The organism is Chitinophagales bacterium (genome assembly GCA_016787225.1).
GTDB lineage: Bacteria > Bacteroidota > Bacteroidia > Chitinophagales > JADJOU01 > CHPMRC01.
In genome coordinates this window covers 103450-124516 of sequence record JAEUUY010000005.1, presented here as the reverse complement: position 1 = coordinate 124516, position 21067 = coordinate 103450, and the positions used below count along the sequence as shown (strand labels likewise).

The window sequence follows — 21067 nt, the reverse complement described above, 5'->3', positions numbered from 1 at the left end:
AAAAATGCCCAAACTGAAATGTTTGGGCATTTTGTTATAGGTTATTCAGTCTCTTTTCTATCCTTCTGCTTCATCAGCTCCATCTGAGGAATCATCAGAGTCGGAATTAAAGGCATCAAAGTCAAAATTAGGCATCAAATCTTGCTTGACATAATTAACGACCTTATTTAGACCATCCACGAACTTATTAAAATCTTCCTTGTATAAGAAAATTTTGTGGCGTTCGTAACCTTCTTGATCAAATCTTTTCTTGCTCTCAGTTATGATTATATAATAATCATCAAACTTGGTCGCTCTTACATCGAAAAAATAGGTTCTTCTCTTTCCCGCTCTCACTTTATGTGAGTATACACCATTATTTGTATCCTTATTTTCCACTTGTTTTTATTTAGTTTTATAAATGACTAAGGCAAATTTAAGGAAAAGCAAATAAACTCCTATATTTTTTAGCCCTAGAACTTAAGAAAAAACGGTATTATAAACAAGACTTGCCATTTTCTTATTGTATTCAAACGCTATTTCTTTATAACGAATAGCGTCAATAATTGTCCCGATGAGGCAAAAACCCCCAGTTAGAAAATATATTATACCCATTCCTATTTCATCAATTACAAAACGTTGAATACCAGCAAAACCTAAAAATCCGATTAGAGTAAAAAGCAAAATTTGCTGTGGGTCTTTTCTCTGAAGGATATAAGTCTTCATGAAATTTGATTTTTCTTCAACCGTCTTTTCTAGAAGGAGATTCGTTAGCATAATTCTCTCCTCGGGTGTACTGTATGGCAGTAGCATTATGGTGTTATCTGGGTTCATTTGAAATAATTTTATCTATGAGATGTGAAAATACAAAAAGGTTACAGATTTTCGATAAAATATACTTGCAGCTTAATATTATTTGATTACATTTGCACTCGCTTTTGAAAAAAGGCAGACGATCTCGTAGCTCAGTTGGTAGAGCATTACACTTTTAATGTAGTGGTCCTGGGTTCGAGTCCCAGCGGGATCACGAAAGGCTTCAACGATTGTTGGAGCCTTTTTTGTAAAAAATGTATTTCGTTTATATCCTTTACTCAAGTAAGTTTGACAAGTATTATATTGGTCAAACAAACAATTTGTCTGATAGATTAACAAGACATAATGCAGGGTCGGTGAAGTCTACCAAACCTTACCTTCCTTGGATTTTAGAATTAAGCATTGAAAAAGATTCTCGACGTGAGTCTATGGAACTAGAAAGAAAACTTAATAATCTTGGTAAAGAAAAATAGTGCAGTTTATAAAAAAATATAAGTCTTAAATGAAGTTCCAGTGCTGACGAACCTAAGGTTGTCAGCATGCTGACCAATAGCGTCATCACGGGATCACGAAAGGCTTCAACGATTGTTGGAGCCTTTTTATTATCACTCAAACTATACATTATAAGCAAAAAAAACCGCCCGAAGGCGGTTTTAAAATAAACAATGTCTTAAAGACTAGAATGTATATCTAGCGCCTAACTGCATAGACCATGTACTAAATACAGAGTTATCATTTACAAAAGTAGACTTATAGTTGTCTAAGGTAGCATTAGCATCAGGAATCAATCGATAGAATGGGTTAGCAGGATTTCCAGCATTAGCTACAGAATTAATATAATTTGCATTATTAGACAAACCGCCAATTGAAAGCTGTTTCTGAACACCCCATGCACTATTAATTAAATTCGGTAAATTCATGATATCTAAACTGAACTGAATCGTATGCTTTCTATCCTTGATTTTAAAATTGAAATCTTGGAGTATTCTCATATCCATTCTGGTATACCATGGATATAAAGCTTCATAGCGTTGAGCATATTTGCCTTTATTTGCACTTAAATACTCATCTTGTGCCACAAATGCATCCCAAGCAGCTATTTGATCCGCTACAGATATGGTTCTAGTTTGAGTTACACCATTTGCATCTCTGTAGTTAGCTGTAAAGGCTTGCCAGTTCATATCGCTACCTTTGTTTGGTATGAAGATCAAGTCTGAAGCAGAGCCATCTCCATTGACATCATTCGCATACATATAGCTAATTCTTCCCGGATTAGCACCTTCAAAGAAAATAGAAACGGTAGTTCCTAATTGTTTTTTATTTCCATATTCAAATTTATAGGATAATGAACCTACCAATCTATGAGGTGTGTTGTACTGTGAGGTTGCTAACATTTGTGTATTAGGCGATGAATTATTCGGCAATGAATTCCATGCTGAAGAAGCCTGAGAACCCGGATTTGACGATACATCCTCTGAAATCGTTCTAGTATAGAAGAAGGAACCGTATAGTCCTTTTCTAGCCTGACGAGCAATACCCAATGAAATAACTGTGGAATATCCTTGATTGGTATTTGATAAGACAAAGGCTTGACCTAAAGCTGGGTTGGCTCTATTATTTGTCCATCTTGGTCTATTATCTCCGCTTGCACTGCTTAATGTTGACTGCGCATTAGGTAGATTTGCATTGTATTGGAAGACATTATCAATATCTCTCGATACCATTATTTCTCCTGTGGCTATCAAACCATACCATGGTAATTTGTAGTCAATACCGATATCTCCTCTTAAAATCTGCGGCATTTTAAACTCCTGATCTACCACCACCACAGATGATGGCAACGAGGTATTGCTTTGTGGTAATTTAGCATACTCAGCAGGATTTTTTGCTTTCATATCTTCCAATGAGGTATAGAAACGAATTGGGTTTAATTGTGTTGTCGATGTGTAGGCAACGTTTGTAACCAAGGTACCAATGCCGCCAGCCTGATTAGTTAACCAAACGAAAGGTATTCGACCTGTGAAAACTCCGATACCACCTCTTACTTGTAGATTTCTATTGCCTAAGGCATCCCAGTTAAATGCAAATCTCGGAGAAACCATCAATTGTTGAGCAGGGAACTGACCAGATGTAAAATTTATTGGTTGTCCATTTGGTCCATTTAACTTTAAGGCATCCACTGCAGGATTTGCTGTCAAAAATGAATTGTCATAGAATGGTAGTTCAAATCTGATACCTCCTGTCAAAGTTAATCTTTTAGAAATGGTGAACTTATCTTGGATATAAGCACTTAATTGTGAATAAGATGCCTTCACATATGTGTTACCATTTTGTGAATTTAAAGGATATGCAACCGAGAATGCAGAAGGTCTGGCATTAGTTATAAAGTCATTTAAACTATTATATCTATAATATAAATTGCCTCCACCTAAGAAACTATTTTCAAACAATTGATTTTCAAATGAAGCTCCAATTGTCAACTGGTTGTTTTTCAAATCAATGTTTAAATTATCGGTAACAATAAAGTTTTTATTAATAAGGTCATTTTTGTAGGAGAAAAGCTCTGAACCAGCTGACATGTAATTATTTGTACCTCCACTCGTAATATCAATAAAAGGAAATATACTTCCTGGAGTATTTCGGATCGTGTTATTATATGAATAGGTAGCTAATAGCTGATTATGCATAATTGGATTTAAGGTAGAGTTCAATTCAGCAGAAATAGTTCTTACGATATGGTCTAGAGTGTAGTTTGAATTTTGAAAAGAGAGTGCACTCTCTCCAACTCTAGTATTCGATACTCTAGAAAGTCCATTTGGAGCTGAGGTAGCATTTACTATATTATCCTCTGAAGCATTCATTTGGCTGTAGCTGATATAAAATTTATGGTTGTCATTGATGTTCCAATCAACTCTTCCTAAGAATTTCAAATTCTGATTGACAAATTCGTCTCCATACCCTTCTGAAGCACCAGTTTCGTACTTATAGGTATTTCTTAAAAAATTACTAAACTTGTTTAAACTATCTCTGCTTACGTTACTAGGGTTACCGGTGAAACCTCCTGTTCTAGTAACCCATGTATTGCCTGGAAAAGCGTTTCTTTCCGTTTCGAAACTACCAAAGATAAACAACTTGTTTTTAATTATTGGTCCACCTAATCTGGCTCCATAAATAGCATTCGTATTTTTTTTGACATCAAGATTTACAGTATCCACCTTATCACCTACTAAGCCATTCGTCTTATGAAAGGTGTAGGCTGAACCATGCCACTCATTCGTACCACTTCTCGTTACAGCATTGATGTTGGCTCCAGTGAAACCTGCCTGACGAATATCAAACGGAGAAACTCCCACCTGAATCTCTTCAATGGCGTCCAGCGATATTGGCTGTCCTGAACCACCTGGTGCCAGATTTGAAGAAAGACCAAAACCATTATTTAAATTAGCTCCATTTACCTGGAGATTGTTATATCTTCCGTCTCTACCACCAAAGGTATTTTGATTATTTAATCGAGAAGAAGAAAAACTAGCCCCACTTTGTGGAGACAATCTTGTCATATCGCTTAAAGTTCTATTACCAGTAGGCATAGAATTAATCATTGTCGAATTGATATTAGTTGCTGCACCTGTTCTATTTTCGTTAATAATACTATTTCTAGCACTCGTCACTAGAACCTCCTTTATCAAGGTAGCAGATTCTTCAAGATTCAAATCGACAAAAATAGGTTCTCCTAATGTAACGAATACATTGTCCACTCTATCTTTTCCTTTGCCTAGATAGCTAACCTCTACTGTGTATGGACCGCCTACTCGAAGACCTCGTACTTCATAAGCGCCATTCGCGCGTGAAGTAGAACCATAGACCGAACCAGAAGGTACATGGGTTACTTTAATTTTAGCGCCTTCTACTGGCTGCTTTTTACTATCCATTACTTTTCCTGCAATGGCTCCAGTAGTTACCTGCCCTAGCATATAACCTGACACCAATAGCATACCCAAAATGAGCAATAATTGTTTTTTCATTTATTTATAATTTTAGATTTATTAAGGCAAATATAAGGTTATTGACATTAAACGTCTTTAACATTTAATTAACAAAAAGTTAACAGTATTTAGAAAGATAATGATTTCATTAAAGAGAAATCGTATTTTATTGATAATATGTTAATTATCCAATTTTCAATGAGGTCATACTCAAGGAACCTGCAACCATTTTATCGTTAAAAAGTTGAAACTCATCTTTAATTTTAGATAAACCAAGGGTATATATCAAAGGTAAATAGTGGTCAGGAGTGGGGATTCCATTTTGGAAGGCTTTGCCAAGTTTTTGATAATCGATTAAGGATTGGAAATTTCTATCTAAAATAAACTGATTTATCTTGTCTCGCATTTCTCGCGCCCAATCATAGCCATGATTTTCTTTATCAATATTCGGCCAATCGATCATACCTAGATTATGAATGATATTTCCACTCCCAATGATGAGAATGCCCTTGTCTCTTAACTTGCGCAATAGTTTTGCCAATTCAAAATGATAACTCGCAGACTTGGTATAATCTATACTCATTTGTATGACAGGAATATCTGCCTTGGGGTACAAGTGAACCAATACTGACCAAGCACCATGATCCAGCCCCCAATCGTCTGACAAACTAGCTTTAGCTCCTAGCAAATTGTTTACCTCTTTGGCTAGCTCGGGACTGCCTTTGGCAGGGTATTGTACTTGAAACAACTTTTCGGGAAAACCTCCAAAATCATGGATTGTTTTGGGCATAGCTGCCGACAATATTTTAGTACCATGGATATACCAATGTGCTGATATACATAGAATGGCTTTGGGCTTAGGTAAGGTCTTGGCTATATCTCGAAATCCTCTTACGAATTGATTATCCTCAATGGCATTCATAGGACTGCCATGACCGAGAAATAAAACAGGCATTTTTTCAGTATTAGGAAGAGAATAGGACCAAGACTCCAATGAGTTTAGCGAAGTAAGATTCATAGCTAAAGGTGTTAAGGCTATCGATTTAAGAAATGATATTCGGTTCATATTTTTTCTAATGCCAATTGAATCAACTCATCCATTTTCTCTTTATATTGACTACTAAACAGGCCTTTGGGTCTATTGGCTAGAATGAGATTAAGCGAAATTGCTTTATGCCCCAATACCGAAGCCAAACCATAGTTACTAGCAGTTTCCATTTCAAAGTTGGTAATTTTTCCATACTTGGATTTAAAATCAGCCATCATATCAATATAGTTTGGATAGGCTCTTTCAGCTCGAAGTTGCCGACCTTGTGGAGCATAAAAACCATTATGAGTTAGGGTAATTCCTTTCTTCAATTCTGAAAATTTTTTCAACATATTGGTATGCGCTCCAAAGCAATATGGCAAACATAAATCAATTTCCTGTTCGAAAAGATAGTCTGAAAAATCCAGATTAATTTCTTGCTCGTCGGCTCTATTCTCATATTCATATGCATTCATCATGCCATCCATACCGATAGCAAACTCTGAAGCCAAAAAGCTATCCACATCTATACTGGATTGAATACTTCCTGAAGTGCCTACTCGAACAATTTCTAGACTCGTTAACTTTTCTTTTATCACTCTATTCGTCAAATTAATATTGACCAGCGCATCGAGTTCGTTGAGAACAATATCAATATTATCAGTACCTATGCCTGTCGAGATAACCGTTATTTCTTTATCCTTATAGTTTCCCGTGTGGGTAACAAATTCACGTTTTTGTTTTTTAACTCGAATAGAATCAAAATGTTTAGAAACAGACGTTACACGATCAGGATCACCGACAAGGATGATTTTGTGAGCAATATCTTCAGGTAAAAGATGGAGGTGGTAAATACTGCCATCGGGGTTAAGAATAAGTTCGGAGTGTGGGAGCATGGGAAAAAGTTTAAAGTTGAAAGCAAAGAGTTGAAAGTCGCAGTGGTCAGTAGTCAGTGGTCGGTCGAAAGGGCATACTTAAGGAATAAAAACTATTCACACATCACATGAATAATCCATTTTTCAATCCCGATAGTTATCTTGACAAATAATTATCTTATCATCACATCCTCGTATCATCACATCAACACATCGAATTTAGCTATCAAACAAGGTATTCACTTTATTCGGTGGCATTTTACCTAAATGGGTATAGGCCCTCTCTGTGGCTTCTCGTCCTCGTGCCGTTCTATTGAGAAATCCTTCTTGAATGAGAAAAGGTTCATACACTTCTTCAATTGTTCCGGGTTCCTCTCCTACAGCAGTGGATATGGTATTTAGACCTACAGGGCCTCCATTGAATTTATCTATTAATGTCGTAAGAATTCGATTGTCCATTTCGTCCAAGCCATATTCATCTACTTTGAGCGCATCTAAGGCGAACTTGGAGATTTCATAATCTATCGTACCGTTACCTTTTATCTGAGCAAAATCTCGAACACGTTTGAGCAAAAGATTTGCAATTCTTGGTGTCCCACGACTGCGGCGAGCTACCTCGATAGAGGCTTTTTTTTCTATTTCCGTTTGTAAGAGCTGCGATGACCGTCTTACTATGCCAGCTAGCACATCTAAAGTATAGTACTCCATACGCAGGGTAATACCAAATCTAGCTCGCAAAGGCGAAGTCAATAAACCTGAACGAGTGGTAGCTCCTATGAGTGTAAATGGATTTAAGGCAATCTGCACACTGCGCGCATTAGGTCCCGTATCGATCATAATATCTATTTTATAATCTTCCATAGCGGAATACAAATATTCTTCGACTACAGGACTTAAACGATGAATTTCATCGATAAATAAGACATCGCCTTCTTCGAGATTGGTCAGTAAACCTGCCAAATCACCTGGTTTTTCCAAAACGGGTCCAGAAGTAATTTTGATATTGACTCCTAATTCTAATGCAATTATATTACTCAAGGTAGTCTTGCCTAGTCCCGGAGGGCCATGTAGCAGGACATGATCGAGGGCATCACCTCGACGCTTGGCAGCTTCAATGAAAATTTCTAAATTTTGAATAGATGTATCTTGCCCAGAGAAATCACGCAAGCGTTTAGGGCGGAGAGCTTTGTCGATTTCTTTATCATCAATATTGAGTTCGATGTCTTTTCGAGGATTAATGTCCATAATTTTATTTTACTTCATAAAAATAACTCAGTTAGTTTCTGTGCACAAAGAGACAGACTTTATCTGAAAGTTATCTATTGTTTTGAATCTTACGCTCGCTCTTTTGTTTTAATATATTAAAGTATCTGATTGTCAATTTTTTCAATTTCCTTTTTCAGCTCAGCGATTAATTGCTGCTCTGATGGCAAGTATAACTGGTATTTACTAGTTATAATCGTTTTATTATCTGTAGGTAGGGTATATTTTACCATAGCATTATTTTTGTCCGCACATAGTAATATACCTATCGTTGGATTTTCAAAATCTTGCTTTTCATTGCGGTCATAATAATTGACATACATTTGCAGCTGACCTATATCTTCATGTTTTAGTTTATTAGTTTTAATTTCTATAATTACAAAACATTGTAGTAATCTGTTATAGAAAACCAAGTCAATAAAAAACTCATCTCCGTCTATATGAATTCTTTTTTGCCTAGCTACAAAAGAAAATCCATTACCAATTTCAAGCAAAAAGTCGTTCAAGTGACTTATGATAGCAGATTCTAGATCTTTTTCATAATAGGTTGCTTCTCTTTTGAGACCTAGAAACTCAAGAACCATAGGGTCTTTAATTATTTCTTTTGCATCCGTAGGCAATTTTTCTTCTCTTGCTACCGCTAATACGGATTCTACATCGTTGCTTATTAATAGACGTTCAAATAATTGGCTATTTATTTGTCGCTCCAATTGTCTAGCCGTCCAGTTATTTTTCTCTGCTTCGGCTATGTAGAAGTCTCTTTTATTTTGATTTTCAATACGTATAAGATTCCGAAAATGTGTCCATGTAAATTGCGAACGCAGTGCGTTCGTATTTGGAAACATACGATAAAACTGCCTATTCATCTCAAGTTGACGCACTGAAAAACCTGAACCAAATTGAGGTTGGAAGGTGTCAGAAATAGATTTTATTAAGTATTTGCCATAATCTGCTCTATCATTGCCCTGTTGCTCTTCTACAAATATAACTTGTCCTATTTGCCAATACATTAGTACACGCTCAAAATCAACAGCTCGAATCGCCTTTGACTGTGCGTTTAGGACAATATCTTTAATTTGTATTAATAAATCTTTTTTAATTTCCATAAACTAGTTCATCGTAAAGAGACAAAGTTTATCATCATTCAAATACTATTCCTTCATTTTCCATAAACCGAGATCAAAACCTGGTCTCACAGTATATGGTTTAGCGGTGTTTTGGTCGTACTTTTTCGAAATAGCAATTCGCTCTAAAGGTGCAAAAAGGAAGATATAAGGAATATCCTTGTGCACTTTTTCTTGAAATTGAAGGTAAAGGGCATCGCGCTTGGCTTCGTTGAGTTCACTGCGGATATCATCTATCATTTTATCAGAAATAGCATCTCCGTATGATACATAGTTTGAACCTCCTGTAGCTGATTCGGTATGCCATATCTGCTTCGGATCTTCTACATTAGGGTCACCCACCCAAGCCCCACAGTATATCTCGAAGTCATGCTTTTTGGTATCCTCTAGAAATACCGTCCATTCCTTAGCTACAATATTGAGTTCGATGCCTATTTTTTTCAAATTTTCTTTGTAAATCAATCCGATATTCTTTCGTGTATCATTGCCAGAATTGTACTTGTATTGAATTTCTAGATTTAATTTTTTACCATTGATAACCTTATCTCGAATGCCATCGCCATCACTATCTTTCCAGCCTGCGTCATCAAGAATTTTCGCTGCTAGTTCTAGGTTGTATTCATAAGGTTTTAGATTTTTATTATAGTATTTCTTATCGGGCTGTACCATAGACTCTACAGGTGTTCCCAGTCCATATAATAAAGTAGAAATTATTTGATTTTTATCTACTGCATGTGCTAGAGCTAAGCGAACCGCTCTATCCGATAATTTAGGATTGGATTGATTGATACCTATGTAATAATACTGAGGAGCTGTGGGCTGGTATGAATAGAAATTTTCCTTGAATTTTTCATCTTGCTTAAGGTCGTTGAATATCTTAAACTCAACGCTTTTAGCTACCGTCAATTCTTTGCCTTTAATAGCTGTAGTGGCTGTTTTCCAGTCATTAATAATTTTATACTTGATGACATCTGCTAGACCATAATTTTTAAGGAATGAATCATTCGTTTTTCTACCCCACCAGTCTTTTTTCTTCTTTAGGGTGAGTTTGGAGCCTGTCACCCATTCTTCAAATTCATAAGGGCCACTGCCCACGACAAAGCCTTTTTCACGCGAAAACTTCTGAGAATTAAACTCATCGGCAAAGCGCAAGATATCTTTATCTCCCTTAAGAGTTTCCTGTTTTTTCTTGTCACGAAAATCTGCAATGGTAAATTTCCTCATTATTTTATCCTTATCATAAATATACTCTGGCAATACCCAATAGCCGCTATATTCCTCCACTAGAATATATTTTTGATTAGAGATGACAGAAAACTTCTTAGGATTCATGCTATCGATGATTACATCGGCTATGAAATCGAGATAAGGTCGTATCGCTTCACAGTTGGTTTTGGGATTGAGTGCTGCTTTAAATGAAAAGGCAACATCATGTCCTGTGATAGGGCTACCATTGTCCCAGATAGCTTCAGGGCGGATTTCGTAGTCGAGTTTTAATCCATTGCCGTATTCTGATATAGTAGGTCTATCCACCGCCAACATACCTACGAATTCTTGCTTGTCATAATCCCAATCGATGAGCTTCTGAAAAATAAATCGCTCTATGGCCGTTGAATTTGCTGAAGTAGAAGCATAAGGAAGCAACTTATCAGGGTCAGCCAATTCGTGAGCAACAATTTCATTTTTAGAAGATTTGCTGCCTTTGCAGCTTTGCAATAAGGTGCTTAAAAGCAATAGATAGAGTGATAATCGCAACATTAAATTCTGATTTTGGACAAATGTAGTTTAAAAAAAACAAAGTTTATGCACCTTTTAACTGTTTAATTTTGTTGCACTTAGTGCTAGGTTTGCCAATTAAAATACCAAATAGTATTATTTTTTAATTAGAATAATTCTAAATAAATATATATTTGCAGATCTAATTAATTATAATCATTCTAAATAAAACCAGTATGTCAAAAAAACTAATTGCGGTCATATCCTTCTCTTTAGTTTTTATCCAATTAATCCCACAAGGAAGTAAGAAGCTTCCAGAAGTTCATGTTCAAGGCAATAAAAATTCTGTGATTATTCAGTCGAGTAATCAAGATTTTCTCATTCTCGAAGGCAAGAAAAATGAAACTATTTTATTAGATAATGTGATATCCAATAAGGCTACAAATAATATCCGACAAGCCATGGCCAAGGTTCCTGGATTGAATTATTGGGAAACGGATGGTTCGGGAATACAAATAGGTATTTCTACCAGAGGTCTCAACCCCAATAGAAGCTGGGAATTTAATACCCGACAAAATGGCTATGATATATCATCTGATGTTTTTGGGTATCCAGAAGCATACTACAATCCTCCACTAGAGGCAGTAGATAGAATAGAAATCATACGTGGTAGTGGCTCGCTCCAGTATGGTCCACAGTTTGGAGGGATGGTAAATTATATTCTGAAGCGAAATATCAACAATAAACCTCTTGCATTTGAGGGTACAATCACAGCTGGTAGTTATGGTATGGTTAGTCTCTATACTGCACTAAGTGGCAACACTAAAAAATGGAATTACTATTTCTACAATCATATGCGCAAAGGTGATGGCTGGCGCGATAATGGTTATTATGATATCCGCAATTCACATGGATTTTTACAATACAAGTTTAATGAAAAATCGAATATTTCTTTTGAGCTTACGAATATGAACTATCAGAATCAAATAGGTGGAGGATTGACAGATGCTGCGTTTAAAGAAAACTGGAGACAATCTAATAGAGCGAGAAACTGGTTTGGTACACCGTGGACGATAGCGAATATTCAGTATAATAGTAAGTTTAGTGATAACTATAATATGCAAATTTCAGCATTCGGATTATGGGGCGAGCGAAATAGTGTAGGTTTCTTGGCAGCAGCAAATGTAGTAGATGCCGTCAATCCTTTAACAGGGTTACAAGCGAATAGACAAATTGATAGAGATTTTTATAGAAATTTCGGTATAGAGTGGAGAAATAGAATTACGTATAAAATTAACCATCGAACTCAAGATTTATCATTGGGAATTCGTGCATATACAGCCCATACCGATAGAAACCAAAGAGGACGAGGCACTACAGGAGCAGATTTTGACCTCACAGAACTCAACGGTTATTTTCCCTTAGCTCTCGACTTTAATACCAAGAATATGGCAGCTTTTGCAGAAAATACTTTTCATATATCAGATAAATTTTCAGTGACACCGGGGGTGCGTTATGAATTTATAGAAAGCACCATGACTGGCCGCTTGAATAAAACGGCGACAGCTGAGACTATGGCTCCGAATACGGAGATTACTAGAAATGTATTGTTAGGTGGCCTGAGTTTTCAGTACAAAAACTGTGAAAAATGGAGCATATATGGCTCTGCGACGCAGGCATTTCGCCCTGTACTATTTAGCGAATTGGTGCCACCTGCGACCACTGACGTCATAGACCCCGATCTCAAAGACAATAGTGGATGGAATATTGACTTAGGTTTTAGAGGCAATATCGATGGTGTATTCAAATATGACGTAAGTGGTTTTTACTTGTTGTACAATAATAAAATAGGTACGGTTAGAAAATTCATAAATGACAACCCTGCGCTGGCTAGCTATCAGTATCGAACCAACCTCGGTCAAGCTATTCATAGAGGTATTGAAAGTTTTATTGAAATCGATGTAACTAAATTTTTGAAACAAGATCAAGGATTTGGTCGCATGAGTGTATATAATAGTGCAGCCTATATCGATGCGTACTACACAGATTTCAAAACCTATTCTGTTACAGGTACTGCTCCCAATGTAAAAATTACAGAGACCAACCTCAAAGGAAATGAGGTAGAGTATGCACCTCGCTGGATAGTAAGTACAGGTATCAACTACAGTTACAAACGATTTGGAATTCAAGTTCAGAGTCGCACTACGAGTGATTTCTTCACGGATGCATCTAATACCGAAGCGGCAAATGCTGCTGCCACAGCAGGAAAAATTGAAGGATATACCGTTCTAGATCTTTCGGCACAATATAAAGTCAATGGAAAATATAACCTAGGATTCGGCATCAATAATCTCAATGATAAAAACTATGCTACTCGTCGTGCAGGAGGCTATCCAGGTCCAGGCTTGATTCCTGGGGAAGGTAGAACATGGTATGTGAGTTTTGGGGTGAAAATGTAGAATCTACCTCACCAACAGCACTTCCCCAGATTTGAAAAAGGTATGACGATTGACTTTGTACTCTAGTAAGTAAGAGAATAGTCCACTTGGGACATCTTCGCCTTTGTAGGTGCCATCCCAGCCAATATTATCTTTGGTATTGGTGCTATAAATTTTCTCACCCCATCGATTGTAGATTTCAAAACGCGTGATTTCTACCATACCTTTAAAATTAGGTTTGAATATTCTATTTTCTGGCATACCACTTGGTGCGAAAGCATTGGGGATGTCGAGAAGACCTGGTTCTATCACACGAAGCGAAATAGCTGCGGTATCCTTACACTCTTCACTATCCCAACCTATCACTTCTATCATTTGATCTTCATTTAATACTAATTTAATTTTAGCTATGGTATCGCCCGTTGTCCAGAAAAGCTTTTTAGCTGGATAGGTAGTAAGTTCCACTTTCTCACCTTTGAAATACTCATCAAACTTAGGAATAACCGAAATAGTGAGATTGACTCTAGTCTTTTTTTCTAATTGTTTGGGCAGATATAAACTATCACAAGCCAGAGCATCTTTAGTTTTTATCGTATCCTGATAGCTAAAATTGAATCGATAGACCTTGCCATCCGACATACGAATAGAGTCACAGAAAGTGAGGTATTCCAATGGTCCTTTCTGTGGTTTAGGTCTTATTAGAATGTTCGTTTTACGATAAACGGAGTCGCAACTCAGTTTATTATAGAGTGTATCATGTATCAAAATTGAATTGGTGTACAGTTTGTTTTTAAACAGTATCGATTTACAATCCTCCAGCTTTTGTTCAAATGGATATGGTCCTGCCAGTATCTTCAAATTTATTTTCAAAATACTATCGCAGCCGATTGCTGTTTGAATAGTATCTCTATAAGTTCCTGTCTTAGTATATCCTCTGTAGCTTTCTCCAAAACATTTCTCCACTCTCACTGAATCATATATTGGCGGTCTATATCCTAAAGTTAGATAAATAAAGCTATCGCAGCCAAGATGATTTACTGAGGTATCTTTATATATCCCAGGCTGGCTGAGATATTGATTGTTGAATAAATAGGTTTCATTTTTGCAAATGGAATAATGTAAAGTAGAAAAACTCGTATCGAATACGGTTAAACCTATTTCAATAATACTATCACAGTTTCGTGAAGTCAAAATCGTATCATAGTAAACTCCAGCTTGAGAATAAGACTTACTCCTATAGGTATATACTTTCGTCTTACATATACTCGGCGACAGCTTGGTAATAGGGATAGGTGTGTGTGATAAAATCAATTCTCTGATAGAATCACATTTACCCTTGCGTTTGATAGTATCGTGATGGGTTCCCACTAATTTATATCCTTCATAACTATCCCCAGGACATATACTTTTAGTTATAGTTTCAATTTCAAAATTAGAAAACTTCAAATCGAGAATGACTAAACTGTCACAGTTGAAGATATTTTTATAAAGCTTGTTGTGAATTCCTGTTGTTTTATAGGTGACACCTCCATGAATAACAGAGTCATCGATACATTTAGCATACTTCAACGTATGGGTATCTTGGCGCTGCACCACTAAATTTAATATTCTAAAGCTATCACATCCTTCACGATTCGTCAGTTTATATACAAAATTTCCGCTAATCTTATGGGCAATTCCTTCAAACAATTTACTACTACCTCGGCAAATGGTGTCATTAAAAGAAAAAGTATCACGACGCTTGATTGTAAGATTTAGGTGAACAAAGCTATCGCAGCCATGTTTATTTATATAGCTTAATTTGTAGCTACCAGCTTCAGTATATCTGTTGCCAGCAAAATTTAAGGTATCGCCCTGGCAGATGCTTCGATTATGAATCATGGTATCACGGCGCTTGACAGAGAGTATAAATTTAACTGTGCTATCGCAGCCTTCGAAGAGTTTGATACGCTGGTAATATACCCCAGCCACTGCTCTTGGTATTCCATCAAATATTACCGTATCTCCTCTACATATCGTATCACGAATAGTTGATGAATCCGTCTTGTGAACAATTAAATTTAACTTAATAAAACTATCACATTGATAAACATTGGTAAAAGTATCCCAATAGACTCCTGTTTTCGTGATGTATTTTCCATTAAAATAATATGGAAAAAGTTCACAAGTTTCATCATTGATGACAGAGGTGTCTCTTTCCCTATAAGGCAGTGTAACAGGAGTGTCAAGGAAGGCACAACCTCGCTTAATACGAATAGGATAAGTACCAGCAATCAGATTATAGAAAATACTAGCTGGCTGATAATTATATCCGAAATCACGAGAATATTTATTTTTGAAATCTGTATTTAATGGGAAAATATAAATACGTTTATTATTAATAGAACAGAGATTTTCGAATATAATGGAGTCTATGCGTATGGTATCACTGGTCTTGGTTTTTACATGTAGATTAAATACCATAAAGCTATCACAGCCATCAGAGTTGGTATATTTGTGCGAGTATGTTCCTGCGCTATTATAGCGATGCGCTTGATATTTAAACGTATCTCCAGTACAGAAGGTATCGAAGATCACAAATGAATCTTTAGGTCTTACCCATAAAGACAATACATCCATTCCACAACCACTTGCAAAATTGTAGTTTCCAGAAGCAGTGTATTTATTTCCACGATAGGTAAACGTATCACCCATGCATATAGTTTGTTTGACATAGACTGTATCCGGATTATTTACCTTCAATACAAGCACTTTGGTGCTATCGCAGTTATACTGATTTTTATAGTTTTTTTGATATATCCCCGTTGTAGAATAATTGCTACCTTGAAATAAATAAGTACTTCCTTTGCATATCTCCGCCTTGGTGGTATCAATATTATTTCTCATAGTAAGCTGAAGACGGATATTGCTATCACAACCGCTAGCGTTCCGAATAACATAGTCATAAATTCCACTTTGACTAAATGGGTATTTGCCGATAAGGCAGGTTGTATCTATTAAGGTATCAAAGGTATGACTACCCATATTCACAGTAAATCGCAAAGTATCAATGGCTGTACACTTGCCGCCGAAGGCAGTGACCATATAGTCAGTCTTAATACTAGATTTAAACACTAAACGTGAAGTGTCTGCATTAACTGTCACATTGCTTGTGGGATTCCAGGTAACATTATATAGAATGGTGTCTAGAGTTAATACTACAGAATCATTAGAAGTGCAAATTGAGGTTTTGTTAGGTTTATAAATTGATCTAGCATTGAGCACTGTTCCTATACAAGCAATATCGGGCTCAAACCTCCATAAATCATTAGACCCTATATGACCACTAAAAATATATAAATTATTATTGTCGTCTGTCCACATCGGGAAACCATATTTATTTCCAGGATGATTTAAAGGATTCGTAATACCTTTCGAGCCGTATATTGGTCGACAATTTGAATTAGAATTTTTACTAACCCTCATCCAATCATTAGTAGTTAGCCTATATAGCCATAAATCACAATCACCTCCACCGTATGTCCAGAAAGCTCTATTGCAATCTGTAGTTTGAACTGTATGATTTTCACCCCTGGCTTTAGGGAAATATCCTCCTACAACGCAATTTGCTGGTGGTGGAATACCAGTATTGGAAGATGGGTTTTGTCCCAATTCCCATGTAAACTGTTTATTGTTCATATCAAAACTCCAAACATCATTTTTAGAACCAAAAGAAAAAACAAACAATTTACTTCCAGATTTCCAACGTGTATAGGTATGATTTGCTCCAGGTGGATTGTTAGAAGGACTTGAGACCCCCATAGTACCATAATTAGGAGTAGAACTAGCATTATTGCCACCAATCCACGTCCATACATTCCCTGATATAGAATATGACCACACATCATTGAAACTACTACCTCCAAAAAAAATAAGCTCATTATGATATACCCAGTTTGACTTACATTCTGCTCGTGTACCAGGAAAATTTGAGGTAGATGATACACCTTTAGTTCCATAATTTCTACCAGTAGTAAGCCCTGTATTTGGATTGTCTCCGCTCATCCATGTCCATTCATTGGTAGGAATATGATATCGCCATAAGTCATTACAGCCTGAACCACCAAACATCCACAAATCACCTATACTATCTGTCCAGCAGCTTGCACCCCACCCTCTCCATTTTGGATAGTTGCTAGTGGATGGTACTCCTTTAGTACCGTAAACACCATTTGTTTGGGTAGAATCGCCACTCATCCATGTCCATACATTCGTTAAAGGGTCATACATCCACATATCAGAAGGGGCTGGCGAACCACTAAAGATCCAGAACTTACCATTTTTATCTTGCCAAAATGCAGGATGATATCTACCAGGGGGTAAGTTACTTGGAGATGGCACTCCTTTAACCCCATAGTTTTTCACTCCTAGAATTGTATCACCATGAATCCAAGTCCACACACCACCATTTTGTCCATAGCTGAGGCTATTAAAAAATGCACTGAGAATAAGGACTTGTAGCCATTTCATTTTAATCCTGCTTTATATTTTCTCTCCGTTTCTTCATGTTCTTCTTCATGATTGACCTCTCTTATGATTTCATTTTGCTGATTGATAAGGTAGGTTTTACCATTCATTATCACCTCTGCGGTGCCATCATAGATAAAAGACATAGCTTGCTCATACTGAGGAGAAATTTTCCAACGTCCGTCTGGTCTAAGGTAACCGTAAAGTTTATCTTTTTTAGCAAGAATCAAGCCAAAAGCGCAGTCTTTGATATCTAGGTAGTCTGGAGGCAGGATAAATTCTCCTCTCAGATTAATCAATCCCCACTTATCATTGACCTGTACACGTGCTACTCCTTCATAGAAGCTAAATGCATTTTGGAAGGTATTTTTGATGACCCATTGGTTTTGTGGATTGATATAACCATAATAACCATCTTTCTTAACACAGGCCAGTCCATAGTAAAATGGTGAAGCATCTTGATATTGAGGAGGAATGCTCTCATTGCCATATTGGTCTAAATAACCCCGTTTAGAACCTATGAGAATAATTGCATAGCCATTCTCAAACTCGCTACCTGCTGTATATTTATTCAGTATCACGACTTCCCCGTTTTGATTCTTATATCCAACTTTATAATCTTGGGTATATTTCAATAATTTAGGTTGGGCAACAATGGACTGCTGAGCAAAACCATAATTTGTTATTAGTAAATAAAAGATGACATAGCAAAGTTTTCTCATGTTTTAGTTTTTAGTATCACAAAAATAAACTAAAATTTTGACATTTAATCAAATTATTTTTAGAATTTATAAATAGCACAATCGACTTTAGAAGATATTATAATACATTATTGAATATGGTACTACGAAAAATTTTTAAATACTTTTTTTCTCTTACCTTTGCCTAATGTTCAACTCTATAGGTCATATACTCCGACTCACCTCCTTTGGCGAAAGTCATGGCGTAGCGATAGGTGGAATTTTGGATGGATTTCCAGCGGGGGTAGAACTCGATTTTGAGGCCATCAAGAAACAACTCGCTAGACGAAAACCAGGTCAAAGTAACTTAACCACCGCTCGAATAGAAGCCGATGATGTTGAGTTTCTCTCTGGTATCTACAATGGAAGAACTACTGGTCATTCCATAGGTTTTCTTATTCAAAATCAAAATCAAAATTCAAGCGATTATACTCACTTGGAAAATGTATTTCGGCCATCCCATGCGGATTTTACTTATCAAGAAAAATATGGCATTCGAGACCCAAGAGGTGGTGGCAGGGCTTCGGCACGCGAAACCACCAATTGGGTTGTAGCTGGCACTCTAGCAAAACAGCTTATTCCAGATATTCAAATTAATAGTTTCGTTTCATCCGTAGAACATATAAATTACCTCTATGATGAAATCCAAACAGATTTAACTCTAATCGATTCGAATATAGTTCGTTGTCCAGATGCTGCTCAAGCAGAGGAAATGATAAGGGCAATAGAAAAGGCAAAAGCGGAAGGTGATTCTGTAGGAGGAACGATTACCTGTGTTATAAAAAACATGCCTATAGGTCTCGGAGAACCGATATTTCACAAACTAGAGGCTGAGTTAGCAAAGGCTATGCTCACGTTGAATGCTTGTAAAGGATTTGAGATTGGCAGTGGATTCGCAGGAACAAAAATGCGTGGTAGCCAGCACAATGACAGCTGGAAGGAAGATAAAACTACAAAAACAAATCATAGTGGAGGTATCCAAGGAGGAATTAGCAATGGTATGGATATTGTATTTTGTTTAGCATTCAAGCCTACAGCGACCATTATGCAAACACAATCTACAATTAATGATAAAAATGAAGCTGTAGAATTGGAAGGTAAAGGGCGTCATGACCCATGTGTATTGCCTCGTGCCGTGCCTATAGTTGATGCTTTGACGGCATTTGTACTTGCGGATTTGTTTTTATTATCCAAAACGAGAAGAATTTGATGTGGGGATGAATTAATTTGAAAATTTGAAAATGATCAACTATATCAATACATAACTTTCCACTTTTGACCGACCACTATGACTGACTACTGCGACTAAAAACTGACAACTAAAAATAAGTATATGCGTGTATTCAAATTTGGAGGAGCCTCAGTCAAAGATGCTGCATCTATTCAAAATGTAACTTCCATCATTCAATCTTATGTGGAAGAGAAAAATCCTATCTTCATGGTGGTATCCGCTATTGGCAAGACTACCAATAAGCTAGAAATCATAGCGAAGAAGGTCTTTGAACAATCCGAAGAAGCGAAATCCTTGTTAAAGGAACTCATAGAAGAACATAGACTCATCTGCCAAGAACTCAAGATGAGCCAAGATAATCTCGTGTTTAAAGAACTCTCTGATATAGAAACCAAAACCTTAGGATTTATTGTAGCTAACGAATCCAATAATTTCAATTATATCTATGACCAAATAGTAAGTAAAGGAGAATTGCTCTCTACGACGGTTGTATATCATTTTATAAAATCGCAAAAGGTATCTATCGATTTTATCAATGCTCGATATTTAATCAAGACTGACAATAATTATACGGATGCTAATATACTCTGGAATGAAACCCAAGAAGCCGTTGAGCATGAATTGAAAAATTATAATAGTCATGTACTCATCACTCAAGGATTCTTAGGTGCTAATTCGGAAATGCTTTATACAACCCTAGGGCGCGAAGGATCAGATTATACCGCAGCGATACTGGCGAAATGTACAAACACAAAAGAAATGACTATTTGGAAAGATGTCGATGGTGTTTACACGGGTGATCCTAAAAAATTTCCTGAGGCCACCATTATAGACAAACTGAGCTACAAAGAAGCGATAGAAATGACTTTCTATGGAGCACAAATTATCCATCCCAAGACTATAAAGCCGATACAAAACTCCAATTGTATTCTCAAAGTAAAATCATTTATAAATAAAGATGCTAAAGGGACAGAAATTGGAAATTTTGAAAATATTTCATACCAACCTGTCACTGTTCTCAAGGAAAATCAAGTATTATACTCCTTTTCGGTTCGTGATTTTTCATTTCTCAATGAGACCAATTTAGGTAAAATTATTGCCACTTTTGGGAAATACAGTCTTCGTATTAATCTCATGCAAAATTCATCGATAGAATTTATCGTTCTCACTGATGAAAAGCTTGGCAAAAATGAACTTATACTGGAAGATTTGAAAGAAGATTTTGAAATAAAAGTCAAGACTAATCTAAAACTGCTAACTATTCGTCATTATACTGAGGATATTTTAGCCAAACAAAGACAAAATAATGCTGTTTTCCTCACACAAAAAGGCGAACATACTGTTCATTATTTGATGGTGTAATACCGCTATT

At 36.4% G+C, this 21067-nt stretch carries 14 protein-coding genes and 1 tRNA gene; 5 read left to right on the top strand and 10 right to left on the bottom strand.

Annotated elements, in window-relative coordinates:
• Positions 1-57: 57 nt before the first annotated feature.
• Together JNL75_01010 and JNL75_01005 are read right to left on the bottom strand one after the other, a co-directional pair.
• Positions 58-378, bottom strand: a complete 321-nt coding sequence (locus JNL75_01010; GenBank protein ID MBL7788393.1) for a DUF3276 family protein — start codon at positions 376-378, stop codon at positions 58-60.
• Positions 379-459: 81 nt separating this feature from the next.
• On the bottom strand, positions 460-813 hold the full coding sequence (locus JNL75_01005) for a TM2 domain-containing protein (GenBank protein ID MBL7788392.1): 354 nt from the start codon (positions 811-813) through the stop codon (positions 460-462).
• A 120-nt stretch (positions 814-933) separates the two neighbouring features.
• Between JNL75_01005 and JNL75_01000 the strand changes: the two genes are divergently transcribed.
• Positions 934-1006 (top strand) — tRNA-Lys (locus JNL75_01000).
• 40 nt (positions 1007-1046) lie between these two features.
• Complete coding sequence (locus JNL75_00995; protein MBL7788391.1) at positions 1047-1265, top strand: GIY-YIG nuclease family protein; 219 nt, start codon at positions 1047-1049, stop codon at positions 1263-1265.
• Positions 1266-1469: 204 nt separating this feature from the next.
• Here the strand turns inward: JNL75_00995 and JNL75_00990 are convergent, their stop codons facing one another.
• From JNL75_00990 to JNL75_00965, 6 genes are all read right to left on the bottom strand, one after another.
• Positions 1470-4814, bottom strand: coding sequence for a TonB-dependent receptor (locus JNL75_00990; GenBank protein ID MBL7788390.1), 3345 nt, complete (start codon positions 4812-4814; stop codon positions 1470-1472).
• Positions 4815-4959: 145 nt separating this feature from the next.
• Positions 4960-5793, bottom strand: coding sequence for a 4,5-DOPA dioxygenase extradiol (gene ygiD / locus JNL75_00985; GenBank protein MBL7788389.1), 834 nt, complete (start codon positions 5791-5793; stop codon positions 4960-4962).
• 44 nt (positions 5794-5837) lie between these two features.
• A complete protein-coding gene (locus tag JNL75_00980) occupies positions 5838-6698 on the bottom strand; it encodes a nucleoside phosphorylase (GenBank protein ID MBL7788388.1) in 861 nt (286 codons plus the stop codon).
• A 198-nt stretch (positions 6699-6896) separates the two neighbouring features.
• Positions 6897-7922 (bottom strand): Holliday junction branch migration DNA helicase RuvB, encoded by a 1026-nt coding sequence (gene ruvB / locus JNL75_00975; GenBank protein ID MBL7788387.1) that lies wholly within the window; start codon positions 7920-7922, stop codon positions 6897-6899.
• Between the two features lie 116 nt (positions 7923-8038).
• On the bottom strand, positions 8039-9046 hold the full coding sequence (locus JNL75_00970; GenBank protein ID MBL7788386.1) for a DUF1016 family protein: 1008 nt from the start codon (positions 9044-9046) through the stop codon (positions 8039-8041).
• Between the two features lie 45 nt (positions 9047-9091).
• Positions 9092-10822, bottom strand: coding sequence for a hypothetical protein (locus JNL75_00965; GenBank protein MBL7788385.1), 1731 nt, complete (start codon positions 10820-10822; stop codon positions 9092-9094).
• Positions 10823-11016: 194 nt separating this feature from the next.
• On the opposite strand from JNL75_00965, the gene JNL75_00960 reads away from it, so the two are divergent.
• Positions 11017-13239 carry a TonB-dependent receptor gene (locus tag JNL75_00960; protein ID MBL7788384.1) on the top strand — a complete coding sequence of 741 codons (2223 nt, stop codon included), beginning with the start codon at positions 11017-11019 and terminating at the stop codon, positions 13237-13239.
• A 3-nt stretch (positions 13240-13242) separates the two neighbouring features.
• On the opposite strand, the gene JNL75_00955 is transcribed toward JNL75_00960, so the two are convergent.
• Together JNL75_00955 and JNL75_00950 are read right to left on the bottom strand one after the other, a co-directional pair.
• Positions 13243-17727: a gliding motility-associated C-terminal domain-containing protein gene (locus JNL75_00955; protein MBL7788383.1), complete on the bottom strand. Its 4485-nt coding sequence runs from the start codon at positions 17725-17727 to the stop codon at positions 13243-13245.
• Positions 17724-18446, bottom strand: a complete 723-nt coding sequence (locus JNL75_00950; GenBank protein MBL7788382.1) for a WG repeat-containing protein — start codon at positions 18444-18446, stop codon at positions 17724-17726. The genes JNL75_00955 and JNL75_00950 overlap by 4 nt, the downstream gene beginning before the upstream one ends.
• Before the next feature lie 166 nt (positions 18447-18612).
• On the opposite strand from JNL75_00950, the gene aroC reads away from it, so the two are divergent.
• Positions 18613-19674, top strand: coding sequence for a chorismate synthase (gene aroC / locus JNL75_00945; protein MBL7788381.1), 1062 nt, complete (start codon positions 18613-18615; stop codon positions 19672-19674).
• A gap of 123 nt (positions 19675-19797) precedes the next feature.
• Complete coding sequence (locus JNL75_00940; protein ID MBL7788380.1) at positions 19798-21057, top strand: aspartate kinase; 1260 nt, start codon at positions 19798-19800, stop codon at positions 21055-21057.
• Positions 21058-21067 lie beyond the last annotated feature (10 nt).

What these genes read in the sequence shown, in the direction of transcription:
- JNL75_01005 (MBL7788392.1), bottom strand. Translation starts at nt 813, where the DNA reads ATGAACCCAGATAACACCATAATGCTACTGCCATACAGTACACCCGAG.
- JNL75_00995 (MBL7788391.1), top strand. Translation starts at nt 1,047, where the DNA reads ATGTATTTCGTTTATATCCTTTACTCAAGTAAGTTTGACAAGTATTAT.
- JNL75_00990 (MBL7788390.1), bottom strand. Translation starts at nt 4,814, where the DNA reads ATGAAAAAACAATTATTGCTCATTTTGGGTATGCTATTGGTGTCAGGT.
- ygiD (MBL7788389.1), bottom strand. Translation starts at nt 5,793, where the DNA reads ATGAATCTTACTTCGCTAAACTCATTGGAGTCTTGGTCCTATTCTCTT.
- JNL75_00980 (MBL7788388.1), bottom strand. Translation starts at nt 6,698, where the DNA reads ATGCTCCCACACTCCGAACTTATTCTTAACCCCGATGGCAGTATTTAC.
- ruvB (MBL7788387.1), bottom strand. Translation starts at nt 7,922, where the DNA reads ATGGACATTAATCCTCGAAAAGACATCGAACTCAATATTGATGATAAA.
- JNL75_00970 (MBL7788386.1), bottom strand. Translation starts at nt 9,046, where the DNA reads ATGGAAATTAAAAAAGATTTATTAATACAAATTAAAGATATTGTCCTA.
- JNL75_00965 (MBL7788385.1), bottom strand. Translation starts at nt 10,822, where the DNA reads ATGTTGCGATTATCACTCTATCTATTGCTTTTAAGCACCTTATTGCAA.
- JNL75_00960 (MBL7788384.1), top strand. Translation starts at nt 11,017, where the DNA reads ATGTCAAAAAAACTAATTGCGGTCATATCCTTCTCTTTAGTTTTTATC.
- JNL75_00955 (MBL7788383.1), bottom strand. Translation starts at nt 17,727, where the DNA reads ATGAAATGGCTACAAGTCCTTATTCTCAGTGCATTTTTTAATAGCCTC.
- JNL75_00950 (MBL7788382.1), bottom strand. Translation starts at nt 18,446, where the DNA reads ATGAGAAAACTTTGCTATGTCATCTTTTATTTACTAATAACAAATTAT.
- aroC (MBL7788381.1), top strand. Translation starts at nt 18,613, where the DNA reads ATGTTCAACTCTATAGGTCATATACTCCGACTCACCTCCTTTGGCGAA.
- JNL75_00940 (MBL7788380.1), top strand. Translation starts at nt 19,798, where the DNA reads ATGCGTGTATTCAAATTTGGAGGAGCCTCAGTCAAAGATGCTGCATCT.